This is a genomic window from Streptomyces sp. NPDC002851, from assembly GCF_053591935.1.
This window is the reverse complement of the sequence record NZ_JBSFUT010000058.1, coordinates 1-23,383: the sequence shown is the minus strand read 5'-3', so window position 1 is coordinate 23,383 and position 23,383 is coordinate 1. Positions and strand designations below refer to the sequence as shown.

General features: G+C 72.8%; 23 protein-coding genes. 4 read left to right on the top strand and 19 right to left on the bottom strand.

The genetic code is table 11. The features are described 5' to 3' along the window. Positions 1-19: 19 nt before the first annotated feature. From ACWD10_RS36205 to ACWD10_RS36190, 4 genes are all read right to left on the bottom strand, one after another. On the bottom strand, positions 20-1,357 hold the full coding sequence (locus ACWD10_RS36205) for an SWIM zinc finger family protein (RefSeq protein WP_451097951.1): 1,338 nt from the start codon (positions 1,355-1,357) through the stop codon (positions 20-22). Further along, complete coding sequence (locus ACWD10_RS36200; RefSeq protein ID WP_451097950.1) at positions 1,354-4,224, bottom strand: DEAD/DEAH box helicase; 2,871 nt, start codon at positions 4,222-4,224, stop codon at positions 1,354-1,356. Before ACWD10_RS36200 ends, ACWD10_RS36205 begins: the two co-directional genes overlap by 4 nt. A gap of 234 nt (positions 4,225-4,458) precedes the next feature. Beyond that, complete coding sequence (locus tag ACWD10_RS36195) at positions 4,459-5,298, bottom strand: ABC transporter permease (protein WP_451097956.1); 840 nt, start codon at positions 5,296-5,298, stop codon at positions 4,459-4,461. A 2-nt stretch (positions 5,299-5,300) separates the two neighbouring features. Beyond that, positions 5,301-6,290 carry an ATP-binding cassette domain-containing protein gene (locus ACWD10_RS36190; RefSeq protein WP_451097949.1) on the bottom strand — a complete coding sequence of 330 codons (990 nt, stop codon included), beginning with the start codon at positions 6,288-6,290 and terminating at the stop codon, positions 5,301-5,303. Positions 6,291-6,638: 348 nt separating this feature from the next. Between ACWD10_RS36190 and ACWD10_RS36185 the strand changes: the two genes are divergently transcribed. Next, positions 6,639-6,932 carry an antibiotic biosynthesis monooxygenase family protein gene (locus ACWD10_RS36185; protein ID WP_451097948.1) on the top strand — a complete coding sequence of 98 codons (294 nt, stop codon included), beginning with the start codon at positions 6,639-6,641 and terminating at the stop codon, positions 6,930-6,932. Between the two features lie 71 nt (positions 6,933-7,003). Here ACWD10_RS36185 and ACWD10_RS36180 read toward each other — a convergent pair whose 3' ends face one another. The 5 genes from ACWD10_RS36180 to ACWD10_RS36160 form a co-directional block, all read right to left on the bottom strand. Then, positions 7,004-8,563, bottom strand: coding sequence for an FAD-binding oxidoreductase (locus ACWD10_RS36180; RefSeq protein ID WP_451097947.1), 1,560 nt, complete (start codon positions 8,561-8,563; stop codon positions 7,004-7,006). A gap of 156 nt (positions 8,564-8,719) precedes the next feature. Continuing rightward, on the bottom strand, positions 8,720-9,985 hold the full coding sequence (locus ACWD10_RS36175) for a ketosynthase chain-length factor (RefSeq protein ID WP_451097946.1): 1,266 nt from the start codon (positions 9,983-9,985) through the stop codon (positions 8,720-8,722). Beyond that, a complete protein-coding gene (locus tag ACWD10_RS36170; protein WP_451097945.1) occupies positions 9,982-11,247 on the bottom strand; it encodes a beta-ketoacyl-[acyl-carrier-protein] synthase family protein in 1,266 nt (421 codons plus the stop codon). The genes ACWD10_RS36175 and ACWD10_RS36170 overlap by 4 nt, the downstream gene beginning before the upstream one ends. A 10-nt stretch (positions 11,248-11,257) precedes the next feature. Further along, a complete protein-coding gene (locus ACWD10_RS36165; RefSeq protein WP_451097944.1) occupies positions 11,258-12,025 on the bottom strand; it encodes a thioesterase II family protein in 768 nt (255 codons plus the stop codon). A 162-nt stretch (positions 12,026-12,187) separates the two neighbouring features. Beyond that, positions 12,188-13,009 (bottom strand): AfsR/SARP family transcriptional regulator, encoded by an 822-nt coding sequence (locus tag ACWD10_RS36160; protein ID WP_451097943.1) that lies wholly within the window; start codon positions 13,007-13,009, stop codon positions 12,188-12,190. Between the two features lie 565 nt (positions 13,010-13,574). Here ACWD10_RS36160 and ACWD10_RS36155 point away from each other — a divergent pair. The 3 genes from ACWD10_RS36155 to ACWD10_RS36145 are packed head-to-tail and all read left to right on the top strand — an operon-like array spanning position 13,575 to position 14,895. Next, positions 13,575-13,763: a hypothetical protein gene (locus ACWD10_RS36155; protein ID WP_451097942.1), complete on the top strand. Its 189-nt coding sequence runs from the start codon at positions 13,575-13,577 to the stop codon at positions 13,761-13,763. Positions 13,764-13,819: 56 nt separating this feature from the next. Continuing rightward, a complete protein-coding gene (locus ACWD10_RS36150) occupies positions 13,820-14,572 on the top strand; it encodes a thioesterase II family protein (RefSeq protein ID WP_451097941.1) in 753 nt (250 codons plus the stop codon). Continuing rightward, entirely contained in the window at positions 14,569-14,895 is a 327-nt protein-coding gene (locus ACWD10_RS36145) for a hypothetical protein (protein WP_451097940.1), read from the top strand. The genes ACWD10_RS36150 and ACWD10_RS36145 overlap by 4 nt, the downstream gene beginning before the upstream one ends. Positions 14,896-15,005: 110 nt before the next feature. Here ACWD10_RS36145 and ACWD10_RS36140 read toward each other — a convergent pair whose 3' ends face one another. The 10 genes from ACWD10_RS36140 to ACWD10_RS36095 form a co-directional block, all read right to left on the bottom strand. Next, entirely contained in the window at positions 15,006-15,848 is an 843-nt protein-coding gene (locus tag ACWD10_RS36140) for a 4'-phosphopantetheinyl transferase family protein (RefSeq protein WP_451097939.1), read from the bottom strand. After that, positions 15,845-16,030, bottom strand: coding sequence for a hypothetical protein (locus ACWD10_RS36135; RefSeq protein ID WP_451097938.1), 186 nt, complete (start codon positions 16,028-16,030; stop codon positions 15,845-15,847). Before ACWD10_RS36135 ends, ACWD10_RS36140 begins: the two co-directional genes overlap by 4 nt. Before the next feature lie 39 nt (positions 16,031-16,069). Then, a complete protein-coding gene (locus tag ACWD10_RS36130) occupies positions 16,070-17,476 on the bottom strand; it encodes an acyl carrier protein (RefSeq protein WP_451097937.1) in 1,407 nt (468 codons plus the stop codon). Then, positions 17,473-17,883: an enoyl-CoA hydratase-related protein gene (locus ACWD10_RS36125; protein WP_451097936.1), complete on the bottom strand. Its 411-nt coding sequence runs from the start codon at positions 17,881-17,883 to the stop codon at positions 17,473-17,475. Before ACWD10_RS36125 ends, ACWD10_RS36130 begins: the two co-directional genes overlap by 4 nt. Before the next feature lie 237 nt (positions 17,884-18,120). Continuing rightward, positions 18,121-18,321: a hypothetical protein gene (locus ACWD10_RS36120; protein ID WP_451097935.1), complete on the bottom strand. Its 201-nt coding sequence runs from the start codon at positions 18,319-18,321 to the stop codon at positions 18,121-18,123. Between the two features lie 96 nt (positions 18,322-18,417). Then, on the bottom strand, positions 18,418-19,401 hold the full coding sequence (locus ACWD10_RS36115) for an acyl carrier protein (RefSeq protein ID WP_451097934.1): 984 nt from the start codon (positions 19,399-19,401) through the stop codon (positions 18,418-18,420). Positions 19,402-19,427: 26 nt separating this feature from the next. After that, positions 19,428-19,880, bottom strand: a complete 453-nt coding sequence (locus ACWD10_RS36110) for a KS-MAT linker domain-containing protein (protein WP_451097933.1) — start codon at positions 19,878-19,880, stop codon at positions 19,428-19,430. Positions 19,881-20,325: 445 nt separating this feature from the next. Further along, positions 20,326-21,183 carry an AfsR/SARP family transcriptional regulator gene (locus ACWD10_RS36105; RefSeq protein ID WP_451097932.1) on the bottom strand — a complete coding sequence of 286 codons (858 nt, stop codon included), beginning with the start codon at positions 21,181-21,183 and terminating at the stop codon, positions 20,326-20,328. Positions 21,184-21,664: 481 nt separating this feature from the next. Further along, positions 21,665-22,339, bottom strand: a complete 675-nt coding sequence (locus ACWD10_RS36100) for a ScbR family autoregulator-binding transcription factor (protein WP_451097931.1) — start codon at positions 22,337-22,339, stop codon at positions 21,665-21,667. Between the two features lie 12 nt (positions 22,340-22,351). After that, positions 22,352-23,383: acyl-CoA carboxylase subunit beta (locus ACWD10_RS36095; protein ID WP_451097930.1), on the bottom strand; the 1,032-nt coding region annotated here is incomplete at its 5' end.

The following is a 23,383-nucleotide window of genomic DNA, read 5'->3' as shown; positions in this document are numbered from 1 at the left end:
GGCTGGGGAAGAAGACGCCCTAGGCGCCCAGGAGTTCCGCCAGTGCGTCCGCCGCGTCGGCGTGCGGTGCAGCCGCCGGCCACCACTCCCCCGCGTCCTCCCGGTAGGGATACCAGCGGGCGTCACGGCCGTACCGCAGCTGCAGCCCCCGCCCCACCAGCGTCCACCGGTTCTCCTCGGCCTCGATGTCCGGCAGCTCGTCCTCCGCCCAGGCCGCGCCCAACGACGTCCGTGCACGCGCGAGTTCCTGCTGCGGCGGGGTCCACGGCTCCTCCAGGACGGCGAGGCCCGCCGCGCCTGCCAGGCGCCACGCCGCCGCCGCACGGTCGAGCAGGGCCGGGTCCGGGCACGACTGCCGCAGCCGGTCCACCGCTCTCGGGTCGGGGTGCGTGGCCGCGATGCGGACCGTGTCCCGCCACGCGTCGAGCGGGGGCGCGGGTGCCGCCGTACGGCCGAGGGTGTACGCGAGCAACTCCCGGGCGCGCAGGGCCGCGTCGGCGACGAGGCGGTCCAGGGGGTCGGCCTCGATGCCCGTCAGTGGCTCGTCGGGCTGCACCGGCGGGGCGGGCAGCTCCGGAAGCTCGGGGAGCGGGAGCGGCGACGCGGCGTAGGCGTCCGCCGCGGGGACCGCGTCGGCCGGGGCGGCCTGCCCGGGCTCCTTCTCGGAGGGGGACTGCCCGGAGGACTGCTCGGAGTCCTCTGCCGCCGCGTCCGCCCCGGTCTCCTCGTCCCGGTCCTCGTGCTCCTCCTCGTCCTCCCCCTCCATCGCCCGCATCAGGACCGTCGCCTTCAGCTCCTCCAGGGCGGCCTCTGTGCTGCGGCCGCGCATCAGGAACAGCAGGTGCGGGTCCTCGTCGAGCAGCCAGGACGCCTGGTAGCAGAGCGCCGCGGCGTGCTTGCAGGGGTGGTCGAACGCGTCGCAGTCGCAGTCCGGTTCGAGGTCGCCGTAGCCGGGAAGCAGCCGGACGCGGGCGTCCTCGGCGGCCTCCAGGAGGTCTGGGGGCAGCTCACCCGCGAGCAGCGCCTCCAGCTCCCCGGGCCGGTCCGCGGTCTTCTCCCAGAGCAGGTCCCACTCCTCGTCGGAGAGTTCCGCCAGCGTCACCGCCGTCTCGTACGGGCCGTCCGCGCCGTCGTACGCCTGGGTGAAGATCCGGCCGGGGCTGACCGTGATCGGGCCGAGGTGGCCGGAGCGGGCGAAGGCGCGGCCCTTCTTCAGGGGCTCCTCGTCGAGCGAGGTGTCCTCCATCGCCTCGGTCCACGCCTTGCCCCACCAGGACTGGCCGCGGGCCCGGCCGCCCTTGCGCGCGGCGAAGGCCGGGAAGCCGCGTGCCGTGGTGTCGTCGTCCCGGCCGCTCATTCCGCACTCCTCAACTCGACGAGGTTCGCCAGCTCGTCGTTGGTCAGTTCCGTCAACGCGCCCTCACCGGCGCCCAGTACGGCCTCCGCCAGGTCCTGTTTGGATGCGAGGAGGGCCGCGATGCGGTCCTCGACCGTGCCTTCGGCGATCATGCGGTGCACCTGTACGGGCTTGGTCTGGCCGATGCGGTACGCGCGGTCGGTGGCCTGGGCCTCGACGGCGGGGTTCCACCAGCGGTCGTAGTGGACGACGTGGTCGGCGCGGGTCAGGTTCAGGCCGGTGCCCGCGGCCTTCAGGGAGAGCAGGAAGACGGGGGCCTCGCCGTCCTGGAAGCGGCGTACGAGTTCTTCGCGGCGTGGTACGGGGGTGCCGCCGTGGAGGAGGAAGGCCGGGGTGCCGCGGTCCCACAGGTGGCGTTCCAACAGGCGGGCCATCGCCACGTACTGCGTGAAGACGAGAGCGGCACCGTCCTCGGAGGTGATGGTGTCCAGGAGGTCGTCGAGGAGGTCCAGTTTCCCGGAGCGGCCGGTGAGACGCCTGCCCCCGGCCCCGGGCTCCTCCTTGAGGAACTGTGCGGGGTGGTTGCAGATCTGTTTGAGGCCGGTGAGCAGCTTGAGCACGAGGCCGCTGCGGGCGATGCCGTCGGTGGCGCGGATCTGTGCCATGACCTCGCGCACCTGGGTTTCGTACAACCGCCGCTGTTCAGGGGTGAGTTCGACGGGGCGGTCGGTCTCGGTCTTCGGCGGCAGTTCGGGTGCCACGCCGGGGTCGGTCTTGCGGCGGCGCAGCAGGAACGGGCGGACGAGCTCGGCCAGGCGCCCCGTGGTGGTCTCGCCGTCCTGCGCCCCGAGTTCGGCCGCCTCGGCCCGCTCGGCCTCGATCGGGGCCATCCAGCGGCGCCGGAAGTGGCCGAGGCTGCCGAGGAGTCCGGGGGTGGTCCAGTCGAGGATGGACCAGAGCTCGGAGAGGTTGTTCTCCACCGGGGTGCCGGTCAGGGCGATCTTCGCGTCGGCGGGGATGAGGCGCAGTGCCTTGGCGGTGCCGGACAGCGGGTTCTTGACGTGCTGGGCCTCGTCGGCGACGACGGCGCTCCAGCGGTGGGCGCCCAGGCGCTCCGCGTCAAGGCGCATCGTGCCGTAGGTGGTGAGGACGAAGCCCGCGTCGGCGCCGTCGAGGGTGCGGCCGGTGCCGTGGAAACGGCGCACCGGGGTGCCGGGCGCGAACCGGCCGACCTCGCGCTCCCAGTTGCCGAGCAGCGAGGCGGGGCAGACGACCAGGGTCGGGCCGCGGCTCTGTTCGTGCTCCTGGCGCCGCAGGTGCAGGGAGATCAGCTGCACGGTCTTGCCGAGTCCCATGTCGTCGGCGAGGCAGCCGCCGAGGCCGAGTGCGGTCATCCGGTCCAGCCAGCGCAGGCCGCGCAGTTGGTAGTCGCGCAGCTTCGCCGCGAGTGCGGCGGGCTGCTCGACGGGCTCGCTGCCGCCGTCGGGGTCGACGAGCTGCCGGCGGAGCGCGAGCAGCCAGGCGCTGGGGGCGACCCGCACGTGTTCCTTGCCGACCTCGGCGTGACCGGTGAGGGCGACGGCGAGCGCCTCGATGGCGGTGAGCGGCTTGAGTTCGCGTTCGCCGGCCTTGCGGGACAGCTCGGCGTCGATCAGGGTCCAGCGGCCGCGGAGCCGTACCAGTGGCCGGTTCTGCTCGGCGACGTATGCGGTCTCCTCGTCGGTGAGCGGGTCGCCGTCGAGCAGCAGCTGCCAGCGGAAGTCGACGGTGCCCTCGCCGGTGAAGAAGGAGCGCAGGTCGTCGGGGGCGTCACGGTCGGCGCCGACGACGGCGCGGGCGGTCAGGGCGCGGGTGGCGTCCTCGGGCCAGTGCAGGTCGACGCCGTGGGCGCGCAGCCGGGCGGAGGCGTCGCCGAGCAGGTCCTTGATCTCCCGGTCGTCCAGGGCGATCCGGCCGGGCACGGGCAGCAGCCGTGCCAGCGGGTCCCACACCTCGACGGCACGGCGTACGGAGAGCACGGTGTCGCTCTGGGCGCGGGGCCCGAAGCCGTGCGGCGGGGTACCGGAGAAGAGTTCGGGGGCGTCGGCGACGAGGGTGGGGTCGGCGAGGCTGTGCACCTGGGGCACCAGGTAAAGGGCGGGGGCTGTGACGTCTGCGGAGTCGTCCGCCGCGTCGAGGTCGAGGCGGAGCGCCACCCGTACGCCCGAGTCGAGCCCGGCGGAGATCTCGTCGGCCCAGGACCGGAGTTGGGGCACGTGCTGCGGCGCGACGGCGCTGAACGCGGGCCGCCCGGTGGCCACCGGGGCAGCGGCAGTGCGCGGCAGGCTGTCGGCGACCGCGTCGAGGAAGTCGCGCAGCTGCCCTGCTGCGCTGGGCAGCAGCAGTGGCCCGGCGCCGGGTACGGGCACGGCGCGGGCCGTCGCGGGCGCGGCCGCGGCGAGGCCCCGGATGCCCAGCACGTCCTCGGGGTCGAGAGGGCCGACCCGCCAGGCGTCGTAGCCGCCGGGCGAGACGCCGGGCAACAGCCGCTCGCGAGCGGTGAGATGGAGGGCGAGCGCGGTGGCCGCACCCCAGAAGGCGGCCGCCGGGTGTGCGCCGTCGCCTTGGGTGCGGCGGGCCAGAGTGAGCACCGGCAGCGCCTCGGCGACGGTGAGCCGCAGCACGGGCAGGGTGCGCACCACGGGCACCCCGTCGACGGTGGTGACGAGGCCGGCCTCGCCGGGTTCGCCCACGGGCAGGCCGTCGGGCGGGGCCGAGCCGTCGGGGTTCCAGAAGGTGAGCCGCCCGGTGCGGGGCGGGTCGCCCGGCTCGAAGACGGCCGCGCACCGCGCGAGCGGCTCGGCCTCGTCCGGCCCGATCCAGGTCATGCGTTCGCTCTCCTCCGACGGCGGACGGCTCGCGCTCGCTCGGTGACGGACAAGCGCCGCCCCAGTGTCCTACGCATCGACCCGGCGTGCTGGCGCGCTCGACCGATCCTCAAGCGGACCCAGTCGTAGCGAGCGCTCAGCACAGCCCGTCCGGCGTTTGCGGACGAGGCCTTCAGGTCGATAGCGGGGGTCTGGGGGCGCAGCCCCCAGGGGCGGCCACCGAGCCGACGGCGCTCAGTTGGTCAGGTTGCGGAACTTCCGTACCGACAGCGGGAAGAAGACCGCGCAGAGGATCACCGGCCACACCACCGCCATGAGCAGCGCGTGCTGGGTGATCCAGGAGTCGCCGCCCCAGCCCGGGTTGCCGAACAGCTCACGCACCGCGAGCACCGTGGAGGACAGCGGGTTCCACTCGGCGATCCCGCCGAGCCAGCCCGGCATGGTGGCCGGTGCGACGAAGGCGCTGGTGACGAAGCCGACGGGGAATTCGAGGGTCTGCACGAGCGTGATGCCCTCGGGGCCTTTCATGAGGAGCCCGACATAGATCCCCGCCCACACCAGGGCGAACCGGAGCAGCAGCAACAGGCCCACGGCGAGCAGGGTGTCGCCGAGCGTGCCGTGCGCCTGCCAGCCCATCAGCAGGCCGGTCACGGCCAGGACGGCAAGGGCGAGCAGCGAGCCGAGCATGTCGGTCACGGCCCGGCCGACCACCACCGCGGACGGCGCCATCGGCATGCTGCGGAAGCGCGCGGTGACGCCCCGGTTCTTGTCGGCGGCGACGGCCGTGACGGTCTCGCCCATGCCGAAGACCATGGTCATCACGAACATGCCCGGCACCAGGAACTCGCGGTAACTGCCGCCTCCGGGCACCTGCATGGCGCCACCGAAGAAGTAGCCGAACATCAGGACCATCATCACCGGGAAGACCAACGACCCGATGAGCGTGCCCGGTTCGCGCACCCAGTGGGTGAGACCGCGCAGGGCGATGGTCAAGGCGTCGGCGACGGCCCAGCGGAGCCGGGCGAGCGGGGTGCGCGCGATCGTCGGAAGCGCGCCGGGGCGCGGGGCGGTGATGCTCACGCCTCCACCTCCTCAAGGGTACGGTCGGCTCCCCGCGCGGCCGGGTCGTCCCCGGTCAGCTGCAGGAACACCTCGTCGAGCGTGGGGCGGCGCAGGGCGATGTCCTCGGCCTCGACCTCGGCGTGGTCCAGGGCGCGGACCACCTCGGCGAGCGCGGTCGTACGGTCGAGGACCCGGCCGCTGACCCGCCGGGTGTCCGGGTCGGTGTCCGGATCCCCGGCGCAGACCCGGGCCAACGCGGCCGCGCCGGCGGCCAGTTCGCCGGGTCGGCGGACCACGACGTCGATCCGGTCGCCGCCGACGCGGCCCTTGAGCTCGTCGGGAGTGCCCTCGGCGATCACCTTGCCGGTGTCGATCACGGAGATGGCGTCGGCCAGTTGGTCGGCCTCCTCCAGGTACTGGGTGGTGAGCAGCACCGTGGTACCGCCGGAGACCAGGGACCGGACCGCGTCCCACACCTCGCCGCGGCTGCGCGGGTCGAGCCCGGTGGTCGGCTCGTCCAGGAACAGCACGGGCGGCGCGAGCACCATGCTCGCCGCGAGGTCGAGGCGACGGCGCATGCCTCCCGAGTACGCCTTGAGCGGGGTGGCCCCGGTGTCGGCGAGCCGGAAGTGCTCCAGGAGCTCGTCCGCGCGGCGGCGGGCGGCGGCCGGGGAGAGGTGGTACAGGCGGCCGAACATCACCAGGTTCTGGCGGCCGCTGAGCACCTCGTCCACGGCGGCGTACTGGCCCACGAGCCCGATCCGGGCGCGTACGTCGGCGGCCTGCCGGGCCACGTCGAACCCGGCGACCTCGGCCCGCCCCTCGTCGGCCCTGAGCAGCGTCGACAGGACGCCCACGGAGGTGGTCTTGCCCGCGCCGTTGGGGCCGAGCAGCCCGTGCACGGTGCCCTGCGGCACCCGCAGGTCGAAACCGTCGAGGGCCTGCCGGTCGCCGTAGCGTTTGCGCAGCCCTTCGGCGAGGACTGCGGGACTGGTCGGATCCACGTCGGCTTCCTTTGGTCGGCGGGAGCCCGCGGGGCGCGGGAAGGGTCGGGCCGATGCTGCGGCACACCGACTGAGCCGCGCCGGGGTACGGCTCAAGTCCTGCTCGAACCCGGTCGAGGCGCGCTCGGACCGGGGCCGGTCCACGCGGGCTCTAGGTCCTGTCGGCACACTCTCGTCGTCGCCCGAAGGGCGGCCCCGCCGGGGGCACTTCCCGCTCGAGCGAAGCCGCGAGCGGGGGAGTCTGGTGCGGCGACGCCAGGCGGCCGTCCCCGTACGACCACACGACCACACCGCTACACGACCCGGGCTACCGAACGACCGCCCGAACGGGACGAAGGGCAGCAAGCCGTGATCACTTTCATCAACCGGTTCCACGTCACCGGCGACGCCGAGGAGTTCGAGAAGGTCTTCGACGCCACGTCGGCCTACTTCGCCGCCCAGCCCGGCTTCATCCAGCACCGTCTCCTGCGCCACCTCGACGAGCCGCATCTGTACGTGAACGTCGCCGAATGGCGGGACGAGGAGTCCTTCCGCACCGCCCTGGCCCAGCCGGAGTTCGCCGGGCACCGGGCGGCGCTGCGCGAGCTCAGCAGCAGCGACCCCAACCTGTACACCACGCTGCTTGAACGTACCGCCCGCTGACCCGACCGCTGTCGACCGCACACCGCCGGCTGCCCGGCCGGGCTGCCGAACGGCTGCCCGGCCGGGGGGGGTCAGACGGCCCGCACCGAGAACGGGTGCCGGAAGACATCCTGTGGGTCCCAGGCCGCCTTCGCGCGCTGCAGGCGCGGGTAGTTGTCCTTGTAGTAGAGGCGGTGCCACGGCACGCCCGAGGTGTTCCAGACGGGGTCGGCGAGGTCGATGTCCGGGTAGCCGACGTAAGCGCCGTCGCTGTCGCGGCCCGGCACCGGAACGCCACCGGTGTCGATGAACACGTCCCGGTACATGCGGCGCAGCCAGTCCACGTTCGTGGCGTCGGACGCCGGGTCCTGCCAGGAGTTCAGGAACACCACGTTGAGCACGGCGTCACGGTGCGCGCTCGCGGTGGCGTCCTCGGCGAGCGCGTTGGCGCGGCCGCCGAAGGACTGGATGGAGACCGACGCCGAGTCGCTGGCGTGGTCGGTGCCGTTGAGGTGGGCGTAGAGCGCGTCGCACTGCGCCGGGGTGAAACTCCGGCGCAGATAGGCCGACTTGATCTTGTCGCGGGCCTTGACGTGGTCCTGCGCCTTGGCGAGCGCCTCGGTGGCCGCGAACCAGGGGTCGCGGGCAGTCGGGGTGATCTGCGGGGTGACGCCGACGCCGTCGGTGACCTCGGCGACGAACCGGTCGAGCAGCGCCTCGGCGTCGGGCGCGGTGCCGTCCATGTGGATGAAGAGCGCGGCGCTCAGACCGGGGTCGTTCTGCTTGAGGCGGCCGAACAGGACCAGGCCGCTGTACAGCCCGCGGTACGGCGAGTCGGGGGTGCTGTGCCGCTCGTGCCAGCGGCCGTGGTTGCGCACCAGGGAGCGGAACGCCGCCTTGTCCATGCCCTCGCGGAGGAAGAACACGGCGTTGGACAGGATGGTGGCCGGCGGGCGGGGCAACAGCCCCGCGGGCTGCTCGCCGGTGGCGTCCGGGGAGCGGAACCAGTAGCGGGTCACCACGCCGAAGTTGCCGCCACCGCCTCCGGTGTGCGCCCACCACAGCTCGCGGTGCGGGTCGTCCGGCTCGCGGGTGGCGACCACGGCGCGGGCGTGCCCGAGTTCGTCGACGACGACCACCTCGACCGCGTACAGGTGGTCGCTGGCCAGGCCGTGCGCGCGGGTGAGCGCGCCGAATCCGCCGCCGGTGATGTGGCCGCCGAAGCCGACACTGGTGCTGGCGCCGCCGGGCAGGGTGACGCCCCAGCGATCGTGCAGGGTGCGGTAGACGTCCATCAGGCGGGCCCCGGCCTCGATCATGATGGCGTTGTGCTCGGAGTCGTAGGCGACGGCGTCCATCGCGGCCAGGTCGATGACGACGCGGACGGCCGGGTCGCCGACGACGTTCTCGAAGCAGTTGCCGCCGCTGCGCACCGCAATACGGCAGCGGCGCCGGACCGCGTCAGCGACGGCGTCGACGACCTGGGCGGTCGTGGTGGGCAGACAGAAGGCGTCCGGGGTCGCGGTGAACCGCTTGTTCCCGCCGCGCGTCGACAGCTCGGCGTAGCGCGGGTCGTCGGGCGTGACGACGTCGGCGGCGGCCGCGGTGGCGGCCGGATCGGCGGCGTCCAGGGTTGTGTCGGGAGAGCTCATCGTGCACCTTTCGTACGGTCGCATCTCAGCCCGTCCGGCGTTTGAGGACGAGCGCGTTCAGCGCGATACGGGGTCCGGGGCGGAGCCCCGGAGCTGCTGCAAGCTTTCGGGAAGGGGCGGAGCGGGGAGAAGACCCACCCCGCCCGGACGGACTGATCAGTGCGCCGCCGCGACAACCGCCGCCGAGTTGAACCCCCCGCGCCCCCGCGCAAGAACCAGCGCATTACGCAGCCGCAGCCCGTGACGTGGGGCGGTAACCAGGTCGATGGGGCAGTCCGCGGCGGGAGCCGTCGTCCCGACAGTCGGCGGAATGACCTGATCCCGCAGCGCGAACAACGCGGCCGCGACATCCAGCGACGCGCCGCCCGCAAGGAGCCGCCCGGTCATCGTCTTCGGCGCCGTGACCGGCACCCCGTGGGGCCCGAACACCTCGGCGAGAGCGCCCGCTTCGGCCCGGTCGGCCACCCGCTCGCCCGCCGCGTCCGCGAAGACCACGTCGATCTCGTCGGGGCGCACGCCCGCGTCCGCGAGGGCGAGCCGGGCGGCGGCGCCGAGACGGGACCCGTCCGGGCCGTCGAAGGTCGCGGCGTGCCCGGCGAAGGTGCCATACGGGCGGGCGCCGCGCTCGTGGGCCGCGTCCGCGCGCTCCAGGACGAACAGGGCGCCGCCCTCGCCGACCACATGGCCCGAGGCGGCAGCATCGAACGGGAGGTAGGCGCGGGCCGGGTCGGCGACCGTACTGAGGCGGCCGCCCGCCAGGTGGGCCGCCCAACCCCACGGGCAGAGCGCCGAGTCGACGCCGCCGGTGATCACCACCTGGCTGCCCTTGCGGAGCTGGCGGCGGGCGTGGGCGATCGCGTCGAGGCCGCCGGCCTGCTCGGAGACGACCACGCCGCTGGTGCCGCGCAGGCCGTGCCGGATGGAGATCTGGCCGCTGTTGACGGCGTAGAACCAGGCGAACGACTGGTACGCGCTGACGTGCTGGCCGCCCTTGCTCCACAGCGCCTGCAGCTCGCGCTGCCCGAACTCGAAGCCGCCCGCCGAGCTGGCGGTGACGACGCCCGCGCCGAAGTCGGGCAGGTCCGCCGGGTCCGTCCCGGCGTCGTCGAGGGCTTCCTTGGCGGCGGCGAGGGACAGCCGGGTGACCCGGTCGGTCTGCGGGAGCAGCCGGTTCGGTACGTGGTCCTCGTCGACGAAGCCGGGCACCTCCCCGGCGATGCGCACCGGGTAGCGGGCGGCGTCGAAGCGGCTCAGCGGCCCGATGCCGCTCTCGCCGCGCAGCACGGCGGCCCACCAGGCCGCGGCGCCGAGCCCGTTGGGCGCCGTCACACCGATGCCGGTGACGACGGTGCCGGTGGCGGGGGCGGCGGCGCGCACCGGGGCGGGCCGCTCCAGGGTGGCGGTGGCCACAGGGGGTGTCATGCTGCCTCCGTAAGGCGCGGCCGGGTCAGGACGATGGCGGACTGGAAGCCGCCGAATCCGCTGCCGACGCTGAGCACCGTGTCGGTGCGCTGGGCGCGGGCGGTCAGCGGGGTGTAGTCGAGGTCGCACTTGGGGTCGGCCTCGTGCAGATTCGCCGTCGGCGGCACGGTGTTGTGCTCGATCGCCAGGGCGCTCGCGGCCACCTCCAGGGAGCCGATCGCGCCGAGCGAGTGCCCGATCATTGATTTGATGGAGCTGACCGGCACCCGGTAGGCGTGGTCGCCGAGGCTGCGTTTGAACGCGGCCGTCTCATGCCGGTCGTTCTGCTTGGTGCCGGAGCCGTGCGCGTTGACGTAGTCGACGTCGGTGGGGTTCAGGCGGGCCTCGTCGAGCGCGGCGGTGATCGCCTCGGCCATCTCGGCGCCGTCGGAGGTCAGCCCGGTCATGTGGTACGCGTTGCTGCGCCCGGCGAACCCGGAGATCTCCGCGTACACGTGGGCGCCGCGGCGGCGGGCGTGCTCGAACTCCTCCAGGATGAGCACGGCCGCGCCCTCGCCGAGCACGAACCCGTTGCGGGTGCGGTCGAAGGGCCGCGAGGCGGTGGCCGGGTCGTCGTTGCGGTTCGTGGTGGCCTTGATGGCGTCGAAGCAGGCCACGGTGATCGGGGAGATCGGCGCCTCGGTGGCGCCGCTGACCATGATGTCGGCGCTGCCCTCGCGGATCAGGTCGACGGCGTGCCCGAGCGAGTCCAGGCCCGAGGTGCAGCCGGTGGACACCAGGGACACCGGCCCCTGCGCGCCCGCGGCACGGGCCACCTCGGCGGCCAGGGAGCTGGGCACGAAGTAGTCGAAGAGGTGGGCGACGGCCCGGGTGTGGTCGACCTCCCAGACGGCGCCGTGCTCGCTGACCACCGCGTACTCCTGGTCGAGTCCGGTGGTGCAGCCGACCGCGCTGCCCAGGGTGACGCCGGTACGTTCGGCCGCGGCGGCGATGTCGACGCCGCTGTCGGCGAGCGCCTCGCGGGCCCCGGCCACGGCGAACTGGGCGGCCCGGTCCAGGCGTTCGGCCTCCTCGGGCGTGAAGCCGTGCTCGGCCGGGTCGAAGTCCGCCTCGGCGGCGATCCGGGAGCGGTACGAGGAGGCGTCGAACAGCGTGATGCCCCGCGTCGCGGTGCGCCCCGCGGTGAGCGTCGCCCAGAAGTTGCCGGTGCCGACGCCGCCGGGGGCAACGACCCCGATGCCGGTGATGACGACCCGCCTCATCGGTTGTCCTTCACAGTTGTCCTCCAGATAGCAGCAGGCCGCGCCGCGCGTCGCGGCAGGCCCGGCCAATGAGCCGGGGGATCTCCCGGCCGCGTACGAAGAAGTGGTCCCCGGGCACGGAGCGCCTGGTGAGGCCGCCCGTGGTCCAGCGCCGCCAGCCGTCCATCGCCCCCGACCCCACGACGGGGTCGGCGAGCCCGTCGACGGCGAGCAGTGGCACCGGCAGCGGACCGCCGGTGGCCGGGTCGCGGGCGGCGCCACGCAGCGCGGCGGCGAGCTGCAGGTCGTCCCGGAGCACGGGCAGCACGGTGCGGTGCCAGATGCTGTCGGCGGCGGCGAGCGCACCCGACGGAGCGCTGCCGAGGTCACCGAGGAAGCCGAGCAGCCGCTCGTCGCTGACGCTGCCGACGTGTTCCAGTACGGCGTCCGGCGGCGGGCAGGCGCCGACCGCGAGCAGCACGGGGGCGGGCAGGCCGCGCTCCGCGAGGGCGCGGGTGAGGGTATAGGCGACCAGGCCGCCGAGGCTGTGCCCGTACAGCGCGTACGGCCCGGCGGCGGCGCCCTCGGCCACCGTGCCAAGCAGGTCGTCGAGCAGCCCGGCACGCGAGGTGACCCGCCGCTCGCGGCGCCGGGAATCGCGCCCGGGCAGCGGCAGCGGCGCCAACTCGACGTCCGGACCGAGGTGTTCGCGCCAGCGGGCGAACGAAGTCGTTCCGGCGCCGGCGTGCGCGAAGCAGTACAGACGCAGTGGCGGGCCCTCCGAGACGGAACCGTTCATGAGGCCGAGCCTCGCCGCATCCGCTGGAGGACGACTCGAATCAGCCATGTGAGCGCGGTCCGTGCCATCGGCTCGATGGCCGTCATCTGGGGGCTGCGCCCCCCAGACTCCCGCTTTATGACGCTGAACACGCTCGTCCGCAAACGCCGGACAGGCTTGCTTTCACGCCGCGTACAGGTCGAACGTAGAAGTCCGCCGCGGCCCGGAGACCACGTCCAACTGCGGGTCGACCGCCAGCATCGCCTGGTGCAGGCGCTGCAGTTGCGGGGACGGTTCCACGCCGAGGTCCTCGATGAGGCGGCGGCGAAGGCGGTGGTAGACGTCGAGCGCAGTGGCCTGTCGGCCGGAGCGGTAGAGCGCCACCATGGCCTGCGAGTGCAGGCCCTCGTGCTGTGGGTGACGGGCGATCAGATCCGTGAGCTCGGCAATCAGTTCGACATGGCGGCCGAGCCGCAGGTCGGCGTCGATGCGGCGCTCGCGGGTGACCAGCCTGCTCTCCTCCAGGCGCATCACCTCGATCTCCAGGATGGGCCCGACGCGCACGTCGACCAGGGCAGGTCCCTGCCACAGGTCGAGGGCCTCACGATAGGTGCGCGCGGCCCGCTCGTCCTCGCCCTCGTCGAACGCCAACTGGGCCTCGCCGACGAGGCGTTCGTACGCGTGCACGTCCACGGCGTCCGGCGGTATCTGCAGCAGATAGCCGCCGTGCCGGGTGGCGAGCACCTCCTTGGCGTTGCCCGGGGCGTCCGGCCCCATTGCGGTGCCGAGCCGGCGGCGGAGCTGCAGGATGTAGGTCTGCAGTGTGGTCAGCGCACTCTGCGGCAGCTGTGTGCCCCAGATCTCCTCCATGAGCGTAGGCACGGGCATCACCCGGCCCGGGTACAGCGCGAGCAGCGCCAGGATCTGCCGCGGCTTGCCCGCCGTCGGCACGATCGACATTCCGTTGACATCGGCACTCAGTGGACCAAGAACCTCGATCTTCATGGTTTCCTCCGTACCTCGACAGCCTCTTCTCGGGTGCCGAGCCGGTGTGGGATGCGGTATCCGAGGCGCGTCGTCGATATTGCGCCAGGAGAAGGATCGTTGTCCTTTCCCCCCGATCCATGGGCAAGATGCACCGTAGCGGCCATCAATCTTTAGCCACGGCGCGCTCCACTGACCATTGAGTGGTTCTCCAATTACCGTGCCTTACCGCTGTTTCAGGGCTCTTCTTACGTCCCACCGACATCTGCCTGGCCGCCCCTATTAAGGCCACTACTGCCTCGATGCGCTGCACACGATGCGGCTGAGCTCGTCCCGGCGGCGCCGTGGAATCGAGGTCGGTTTTCCTGAACTCATGACCCGACCCCGCTCGGAAACGGGTGGCAGCCGCTTTCAGAGCGCGGCTGCGGCGGACGCCGTGGCCGGAACGGAACTCAAGCCGCCGCGCAGCCCGCCTGGAGTCTGGCCGGATTTCGTTCCGTCCACGCTCCCGTGCTGTCTAAGGTCCGATGGCCGAAGAGTTGTGCAATTTCCGGGCAGCCGGAATCGGATCACCAGACGGAGCCCCATGGAATTCGGCCTCACCTGCTTCCTGGTTCCGGACCCGAGCCGGAAGAGCGCGAGGACCTCTTACGACGGGAGCCTCCAACGGGTCGAGCCCGCCGAGGCCCTGGGCTTCGCACACGTCCAGACGGTGGAGCACTGCGGCTCCCCGTACGGCGGCCACGGCCCCGGCTGTGCGCCCGCCCCCGCCTGAGCCGGTGCCGGCGTGGCATTGGCCGCGCGAGCGCGGCCCGACCCGAGGGAGAACCCATGTACGGCAGCACACCTGACGACCTGCGCCTGTTCGTCTTCCACCACGCGGGCGGCTCCCACCTGCTCTACCGCGAGTGGCCCGGGCTGCTCCCCGCGACCTGGGACGTCCGACTCATCGACGCTCCGGGCCGCGGCCGCCTCTCCGACGAGCCGCCGATCGACAACGCCCACCGCCTCACCCAGTTCTTCCTGGACCGCCTCGGGCCCGAACTGACCGGCCCGTTCGCCTTCTTCGGGCACAGCATGGGCGGCCTGATCGCCTATCAGCTGGCCCTGGAGCTGGCCGCGCAGGGCCGCGAACTGCCGCTCTGGCTGGGTATGTCAGCCCGCTCCGCACCCGGCGAGCAGGACGAAGGCGACCGGCGGCACGAGCTGCCGGACGCCGAGCTGCGCGACCACCTTGCCGCGATGGGCGGCACCCCGCGGGAGATCCTGGACGACCCCGACCTGTGGGCGATGTTCGCACCCGCCATCCGCAACGACCTGAAGGTCGTCGACACCTGGCACCCGGCGCCCGACGCCCCGCGGCTCACGATGCCGGTCGCGGCGTACGGCGGCCGCACCGACGTCGTCGTGGCGCCGCGGCGGATCGCCGACTGGGCCGGGCACTGCGAGCGCTTCCAGGGCCTGCGCCTCTTCGACGGCGGTCACTTCTACTTCCAGGACGACCCGCGCCCGCTGCTCGACCTGGTGGTGCGGGACGCCAGGGCCGCTCGCCGCGCCGTCCCCGTACCGGCGAGGTCCTCATGACGGACGAAGGCGACACGGACGGCGTCGTGGCCGGGCTCGGCTCCTCGGGCATCGCCCCGTGCGCCGCGGCAGCTCGCCAAGCGCGGCGCACGGGCCGTCGGCATCGAGCGGTACGGGCTTCCCGGGAGCTGTGGCAGGGACCGGGCCCCGAGGACGGCAGGACCGTCGGCGGCGCGCTGCGTGCCGCACGCGAACACGGCCTGGACATCAAGGTGATGGACCGGGACGGCCTGCGCCGCCGCATCGACCGTCTGTCGCTGGAGCAGGAGGCCCTGATGCGCCGCGTCGACCAGCTGCTGACGCGCCCGGCCTCGGGCCAGTAGGACGGGCAAGAGCACACCCCGGAGTGGAGGGGTTTCACCGGCCTTCCGGCCTCGGAGTAGTCAACGCTTCTCCCCGTACACCGCGGACCGTGGGCTCACTGAGGCCGGCGTCACGCCGCCGTGAGCGCGGGCAGCGCCCGGTGCCGCGGGGGCAGGGGCACCTCGCGCGGGGCCGCCCGGCCCCAGGGGAAACCGTCGTGCAGCAGCAGTCGGCGGGGCGGCGGGGTGCCGGAGCCGCCGCACTCCACGGCGAGCGACATCAGCACCTGAGGGCGCGGCTCCACCTCGGCGAAGAGCCAGCGCTCCGCCGTGTCCCCCTCCGGCGGGCGGAAGGCAAGGACCCCGCCGTCCTCGGCCAGTTCGAACGCGAATGAGTCGAAGGGCAGCGCGAGCCCGAGGCCGCGGGCCTTGGCGTACGCCTCCTTCAGCGTCCACAGCCGCAGCGTGACCCGGTCCCGGCGGCTGCCCGGCGGGATCGCGGCGATCTGCCCGCGCTCCTCGGTCGCGAAGCTCTCCACGATCATGTCGAGGCCGTGCTCCGCGGCCCGGTCGAGCCGTTCCACGTCGACGCCGACGCGGCGGCCGAGGCCGACGGCGACGGCGTTGTAGCCGTGCGCGTGCGACAGGTTGAAGTCGAGTCCGTCGGCGGGCACGCGCCCCGGGCCCCTCGACGGTTCCTGCAGGAACGGGCGGCCACGCGAGGAGCGCCAGATGGTCGCCTCGGCCTCCGGCACGCCGGTCTCCAGGGACAGCACCCGGCGCACCAGGGCATGGGCCACCAGGTATTGCCGCCGATCCCGTTCGAAGAGGAACTTCCCTGCGATCTCGTGCTCGTGGGCGTCCAGCCAGTGGCGGGCGAGCAGCGCGCTGGTGTGCTCGTCGAGCCCGTCGTTGGGGCAGAACCAGATCTGGACCGTGGCTCGCTCCTGCTCGTCGGCGTATCCGGCACTCATCGGGCCGCCTGCACTGGGATGCGGCCGCGCCCGCAGGGCGCGGAGGGCCGGGTCCGGGCAGGCCCGTGCTCGCGGTCGCGTATGAGGGGGTGGAGCACGCCGACGGACGCGTACGGCCGCGCGGTGGCGTTGGCGCCCGTGCGTGCGGTCCCCTGGCCGGGGACCGTCCAGATCATGGTCATGGTGATCACTGCTTTCGTCGTGCGCGGTGTCGCGGGCGCTCAGGCATGGGCGGGTACGGCGTGGCCGGCGCGGCCGGGGTACGCGGCGGCGGCGAGGGCACCCAGGTCGGCGGCGGTGAGCAGGGTCTCCAGGGAGAGTTCGCCGCCGCCGTCCGCGGCGATCCGCGCGGCGATCCGCACCAGCTGCCGAAGGTTCGCCCCGAGCGCGAACAGGTCCTGTCCGGCGTCCAGCCGCCCCGCGTCGAGCCCGGTCTCGGCCGCGACGACCCGGGCCAGCCGGGCGAGGGGCGTGGCATCCGCCGGTGCGGCGGCCGGGGCGTACGGTGCGGGCGGGTCCGCGGCGGCCGTCGCGGTGCCGTCGACGACGACCGGCGGGACGGCCTCCGGCCCGGTGTCCGAGAGGCCCCAGAGGGTGCCGAGCCGTTCGGAGAGGGGCGGAGGCCCCGTCCGGGCTTCCAACAGATCGGCGTCCGGGGCCACTTGGACCGCCTCCGCGCCAAGGACGGCGGCGGCCTTCGCCGCGACCTGCTCGGCGGTGATCCCCGCGGCGACCGTTCCGGCCCCGGCGGCGGTGGCGGCGTCGGGCTCGGCATCGGGGGCGGCATCGGCGTTGGTGGCGGCATGGGTGTCGGCTCCTGTGGCCGCCGCTGTCAAGGCCTCGACCGTTGGGCCCGTGATCAGCGCGTCGATGGGCAGCGCGGCACCCGTGAACCGTGCGATCTCCTGGGCGATCCGGACCATGGTGAAGGACATCGCACCGAGGCCGGACAGATCCGCGTCCAGGGCGACTTGCGGCGCCTCCAGGTCGAGGGCACCGGCCACCACCGCACGGCTCTGCTCCCGCACGTCCGTGTACCGGGCCCCCATCGCTCCCGTCAGGGCCCGGTCTTCCTCCAGATGGGCGTCGGCAGCGGCGAGCAGCGCCTCGTTCTCGTCCACGGGAGCCCTGGCCCCCCGGGACGCCCCGTCGACGAACTCCCGCACCCGTCGCGCGTACCGCTCGACCATCACGTCCAGGCGCCTCTCGGCCGCGTCCGGGAAGCGGGCGCTGCAGCCGAATACGGCGATGGGTTCCTGGGCGGGGCCTTGCGGGGACGTCCCAGGGGCGGGGCCGGACTTGTCCGCTGCGGTGCCCGGCGCCGGGGGCTCTGCGGGTCGATGTCCCACAGCAGTCGCGGCGTTGAACCCGGCCGCGGCGGCCCGCAGCATCGCCTCTGCCTGCTCACGCGTCACGCTGCCACCCCGGCCGACGGGCGCGGCCGCCGGGGCCTCGGGCGACATGGCCCTCCTCAACAGGGCGGCAGCCGTCGCCTTGTCCAGGGTGCCGTCCCTGAGCCGGGTCAGGATCTCTTTCGCATCCATCGGGTCCATCGGGTCCATCGGGTCCATCGGGTCCATCGTCCTCGCTGTGACGGTGCGGGCGGGCGGCAAGCGGCGTGCGGTCATTGGCCGGTTTCCCCGTCCGGCTCCCGCTTGAGGAGTTCGAGGGAGGCCCACGGCGCCCCGGACACGGCCCGGGCGAGCTCGCGGGCAGTGCGCGGCGCGTCCTGGTCCGGCACGATGCGAACCGGAGCGCCCCGTTCGCGCAGCTCGGCGCCGGAAGACGTCGTCGGTGTCGCAACTTCCGTTGTCCCAGGCGAAGTTGACCAGCTCACGCTGGGTGCGCCGACGCAGAACGGCTCGGGCCTGCCCTCGACGACTACGGCACGGCTGCCCGCGTCGGCGTCGGCCCGCTCGACCGAGTCGACGAGCCCCGCGATCAGCCCGGCCGAAAACGTGTTGCGGCCTTCGGGGTCGTCGAGCGAGACGACGCCGGGCAGAGCATCAACTGCGGTACTGGACCTGGTGCTCATGCAGCACGCTCCGCTGTGTCGAGCCGCCCGAGCAGCTGGTGGACGAGGGGGAGGCGACCCGGGTCGGGAAAGGTGTGGCTCGCCCCCGGCCAAGGTTCTCGTCCGTCGGCAGAAGCCGGGTCCGGTACGCCTCGAGGGCCGCTGAAGTCGACCGGCCGCTCCGGCTGAGCGCTTCCGGCAGGTCGAGGCAGGACCGGAGCACTCCGCGTGCCCGGCTCAGCACAGCAGGGGCCGCGGTCAGCGGGACGCACCTCCGTCCTGCGGGAAACGGTCCAGGTCGCGGGTGAAGTCCCGGGCGCCGAAGCGAGTTCCGCGGCCACCGTCGCCCTCCTCGTCGCTGGGGGCGTCGACGATCGGCTCAGCGGCATTGACGGCGAACGGCACGACGTCCTCGCAGTGCGGCGCGACGCTCTTGCGCGCCATCATCAGGTTCCTCATCCGGCTGTCGTCGAGGCCCGGGCCGCGAACAGGGCAGGGACGTCGGTGTACGTCTCACCGCAGTAGGCGTTGCTCGCTTCGATACCGACCTGCCGGTCAGCCGCGCTGCGGCAGGAGCGCCAGCGCCTGCTCGACGGTGAGCCGGTTGTCGCGTACGGCGCCGAGCAGCGCGTCCAGGGCCTCGGTGCTGATGCCGTCTTCGCCCGCACCGGCCTCAGCAGCGGGATCGGCAGGAGCCGGAGCGGACACGGGAGCCGCGGGGGCCGGGGCGGTATGGGCGGCGATGTGGGCGGCGAGGGCGGCCAGGCTGGGGTGGTCGTAGAGGACACCGGCCTTCTCGTCGAGCCCGTACGTCTTGTTGAGGAACGCGACGAACTCGAACGCGAGGATCGAGTCGAGGCCCAGGATGTTGAAGCTGGCCTCGGTGTCGATGTCCCAGATGTCGCAGCACAGCGTCTCGGCGAGCTGCTGCCGCAGCGACGCCAGAACGGCACCGGCACGATGCTCGTGCGCGGGGGCGGGGGCGGGGGCTGGCGCGGGCGGGAGGGCCACCACGGGTGTGGGCGCCGCCTGGGCGGGAACGGCCGGAGTCACCGGCTGCGGCGCGGGAGCAGGGGCGGGTACGGGGCCGGGGGCGGGGGCGGGTACGGCCTGCTGGGACACCGGCTTCTGCGGCGCTCCGTCGCCGAGCCGCGCAGCGACATGGCAGGCGAACGCGGCCGGGGTCGGGTGGTCGTACAGCTCGGTGACCTTGATGTCGGTGCCGTACTTGGCGTTCACCAGGGCCACGAACTCGACGCTGAGGATGGAGTCGACGCCGAGCATCGCGAAGCTCTGCTCCGGGTCGAGCTGGGTGGGCTCGACGTAGAGCACCCCGGCAAGCACCTCCCCTACCTCCCCCGCGACCCGCTCGGCGAAGCCGTCGTGGAGGGCGGCCGGAACGGCGGGGGCCGGCACGGGCGCGGCAGCGACGGGCTCCGGAGCCGGGGGCGGTGCTGTCGATGCGAGGGCCGGGGTAGGGGTGGGGGCTGCTGCCGCGCCGTCCAGCGGCAGCAGCGAGATCTTGCGCTGACGGGTCATGGCGAACTTCTCCTGAAATTCGGACTTCACTTGCGACGCCGTGGGTGCGACGACAGCCATACGGGCCTTCCATTGCAGTGTGGGCACGGCGTCTCGGGCCGCGGCGGAGGCAGACTCAGGGCCGCAGACTCAGGGCCGGACTCCGACGCCGCCGTACGCCCGGCGTCCCTCGCCGCCATACGCGCGAAGTCGCTCCCCGGCTCAAGTCCGAAGTCCCGCAAGTGCCCCTGGGGCAGGGCGGGTTCGTGTGCGGCGGTGCCGAACCCCTGGCGGTGGAGGCGGTCGATCCGCAGGTCGTACCGGCAGCGCCGCCACGGCAGGGCGGGCCCCGCCGCGAGGGTGTCCAGACCGGACAGGAGGACGTCCACGGTGTCCGCCGGGACGGCCACGCGGCGCTCCAGGTCGGCGCGGCCGACCGCGAAGGTGTATGCGATGTCGCAGACCCGCATCGTCTCGCCGTGCTCCCGCGCGCCACGCACCGCATCCCGCAGCCGCCCGGCTTACGCGGCCAGGGCGGGCTGGGCGATCCAGCGGCCGGTCATATCGCGCCCTTGGGAGAGTTACTCGGCTTTGCCATCAGGTCGCGGGGGCTGCGCCGTGGGGTCCATGCCGCGCGTGGGCATCATCAATGCGAGGAACCGGCACCGCTGTTCGGCCAGTTTCCCCGAAACCCGGGATTCCTTCTCCCGATTCGTCACAGACGAATCCTGCCGGGGCCGCGGGCCTCCGGACATCGCTCGCAGTGCCCAAATCCCTGGCCCGCCAGGCTGCCTCGTACGAGCGACCTCGGTGCCTACGACTACGGCGGAAGAACGACCCGCCCGGCGAACTCCGCCGGAGCTCGCCGGAAATGGGCGTGAGCGCCCCTCCCTCCCGGGGACCAGGCCGCGCCGACAGGTAAAGGAATCGCGGGAGCCGTACCGGTCAGCTCGCGCGGGCGATCACGCGGCCGTTGCGCTCCGGAGCCCCAGCGGTGTCCACGGCCGGGGCCGCGGCGGGGGCCGCCGTCTCGGGATGGGCCATCAGGATCGACCGCTGCAGGCGGCTGAGCGCCGGTGACGGTTCGAGGCCCAACTCCCGCACCAGCGTGGTGCGCAGGCGCTGGTAGACGCTCAGCGCCTCGCCGCGGCGGCCGGAGCGGTGCAGCGCGACCATGAACTGGCCGTGCAGGCTCTCGTGCATCCGGTACTGACTGACCAGGACTGTCAGTTCGGACAACAGCTCGCGGTGGCGGCCGAGCCGCAGGTCGGCTTCGATGCGCTGGTCGAGGGTGCACAGGCGAGCCTCTTCGAGGCGCTTGACCTCGAGGGCGATCTGGTTGCCCGCCTGGACGTCGGCGAGGGCGGTCCCGGTCCACAGGGAAAGGGCCTCACGGAGCCGCTTGGCGGCGCCGTTGTAGTCCTCGGCGTCCATGGCCCGGTAGCCCGCGCCCGCGCGCCGCTCGAACTCGCGGAAGTCGAGATAGCCGCCGCGGGTGTTGAGCCGGTAGCCGCCCGGCAGGGTCACGAGGACATCCTTGGCGGTGATGGTCCGCGCGTCCTCGTCCTGGGCGAGCGCCTCGCCGATCAGTTCGCGCAGCTGCAGCACGTACGTCTGCAGCGTGGTGCGCGCGCTGCGCGGCGGATTCTCGCCCCAGAGTTCGTCGGTGAGGGTGGCCACAGAGACCACCTGACCGGCGTGGAGCGCAAGAAGCGCGAGCACCTGACGCGGCTTGGGGGCAGTGGGCGTGGTGGAGACGCCGTTCTCACGCGCGGCGAGCGCGCCCAGCACTTCGATGTCCATCTTGATCCCCTCGTAGGTGCGTGTCAGGTCAGCTCGTTGCAGGGCCACCGCTTCCGCACCGGTCAAGGCGAGCTGCGGGCTCTGACTCAATACCGATTAAAAAAACAGCACAGTCGGTTTGTCAATGGGGTAGCCTCACTGGACATGAGGAACCCGCAGCGTGACGGCAAAGGGGCAGGGCACGAACTGCGGGCCGGCAGTGACCGAACGGCACTACGCCACCGGGCGCGCTTCGGGGGCGCGAGCGGCGACAGCGACCGACATGACGCCCGGACAGGCGCAGAAACCGACGACGGGCGAGTGCGCTCCGATCACACTCAACAAGACCGCCCGGTTTGTTTATTGCGCTTTCAACGATCCCGTCAGCTTCCGGTTCTGGCCCGAAGACACCGGGTGCCAGGCCGCAGGCCGCCGCGACGGGGAGTGTTGATGAGGAAGGCCGATGACGAAGATGGAGCCCCGCCAGAGGCGTCTGCTCGGGTCAGCGTGCGGCATTCCCGTTGCGCGGCGCCGGTATACCCGGCCCTCCGAGAGCGGGTACCGGTCCGTTGCCCTCGGCGTCGAGCCCGGCGAGCACCGAGGCGGCCGCGAGCCGGGGCAACAGGAGTTGCCAGAAGCGGGTGAGCGTGGGCTGGGACAGCCAGTCGGGGTCCCGGGCGCCGAGCACTTCGAGGCCCACGGTGGCCGCCACGACGGAGGTGACAACATCGGTGGGCCGCACCCCGGCGTCGAGGGTGCCCTCCCCCGCGGCCTTCTCGATGACGCACGCAATCCAGTCCCGCCACTGGCCCCACAGGTCCCGCGCCTCACCGCGGGTCCGGTCGCCGCTCAGCTCGAACCCGGCCCGCAGGACCACGTCCTCGGCCAGGCCGCGGGCGAGCGCGTGCGAGCCGTCGACCAGATCCTGCAAGGGATTTGACGCCCCGTTGGACAACTCGGGCATGAGGTCGCCGAGCCGCACGGCCGCGGCCTCCTCGACCGCGGCCGCGAGCTCCGCCTTACTGGCGAAGTGGAAGTGCAGCGCACCGTTGCTCACCCCGGCCCGCGCGCTGATCGTGGCCAGTGAAGCGGCATGAAAGCCGTCCTCGTCGAAGACCTGCGCGGCGGACTGGATCAGCGCCTTGCGGGTCCGCACGGCACGTTCCTGTTTGACCATTGATGTGCTCCGTTACTGCGGGGGATTGCCATGCTTGCGGGACGGCAGGTCTGCGTGCTTGGTGCGGAGCATCGCCAGGGCCGAGATCAGCACCTCACGGGTCTCGGCCGGGTCGATCACGTTGTCCACGAGCCCCCGTTCGGCCGCGTAGTAGGGGTGCATGAGCTCGGCCTTGTACTCCTCGACCATGCGGGCCCGCATGGCCTCCGGATCGTCGGCCGCGGCGATCTGCCGCCGGAAGATCACGTTGGCGGCGCCCTCGGCGCCCATCACGGCGATCTCGTTGGTCGGCCAGGCGTAGGTCAGATCCGCGCCGATGGACTGGCTGTCCATGACGATGTAGGCGCCCCCGTACGCCTTCCTGAGAATCAGCGAAATCCGCGGCACGGTGGCGTTGCAGTAGGCGTAAAGGAGCTTGGCGCCGTGCCGGATGATCCCGCCGTGTTCCTGGTCGACGCCCGGCAGGAATCCGGGCACGTCCAGGAATGTGACGATCGGGATGTTGAAGGCATCGCACATCTGCACAAAGCGCGCGGCCTTTTCCGAGGCCTCGATGTCCAACACCCCGGCGAGCACCTGCGGTTGATTCGCCACGATGCCGACGACCTCGCCGTCGAGCCGGGCGAGCGCACACACGATGTTCCGAGCCCAGCGCTCGTGCACCTCGAGGAAGTCTCCGTAGTCGACGAGCTCCTCGATGACCTGGTGCATGTCGTACGGCCGGTTCCCATCGGTCGGCACCAGGTCGAGCAGCCGCTCCGCACGCCGGTCGGCGGGGTCGTCGCCGCGTACGACGGGCGGGTTGTCGCGGTTGTTGGCCGGGAGCATGGACAGCAGGTCGCGGACCTCGGCGAGGCAGGTCTCCTCGTCGTCGTACGCGAAGTGCGCGACGCCCGACGTCTCCGCGTGCACGTCCGCGCCGCCGAGCCCGTTCTGCGAGATCTCCTCACCGGTCACGGCCTTCACAACGTCCGGGCCCGTGATGAACATCTGCGAGGTGTCACGGACCATGAACACGAAGTCCGTCAGAGCGGGGCTGTAGGC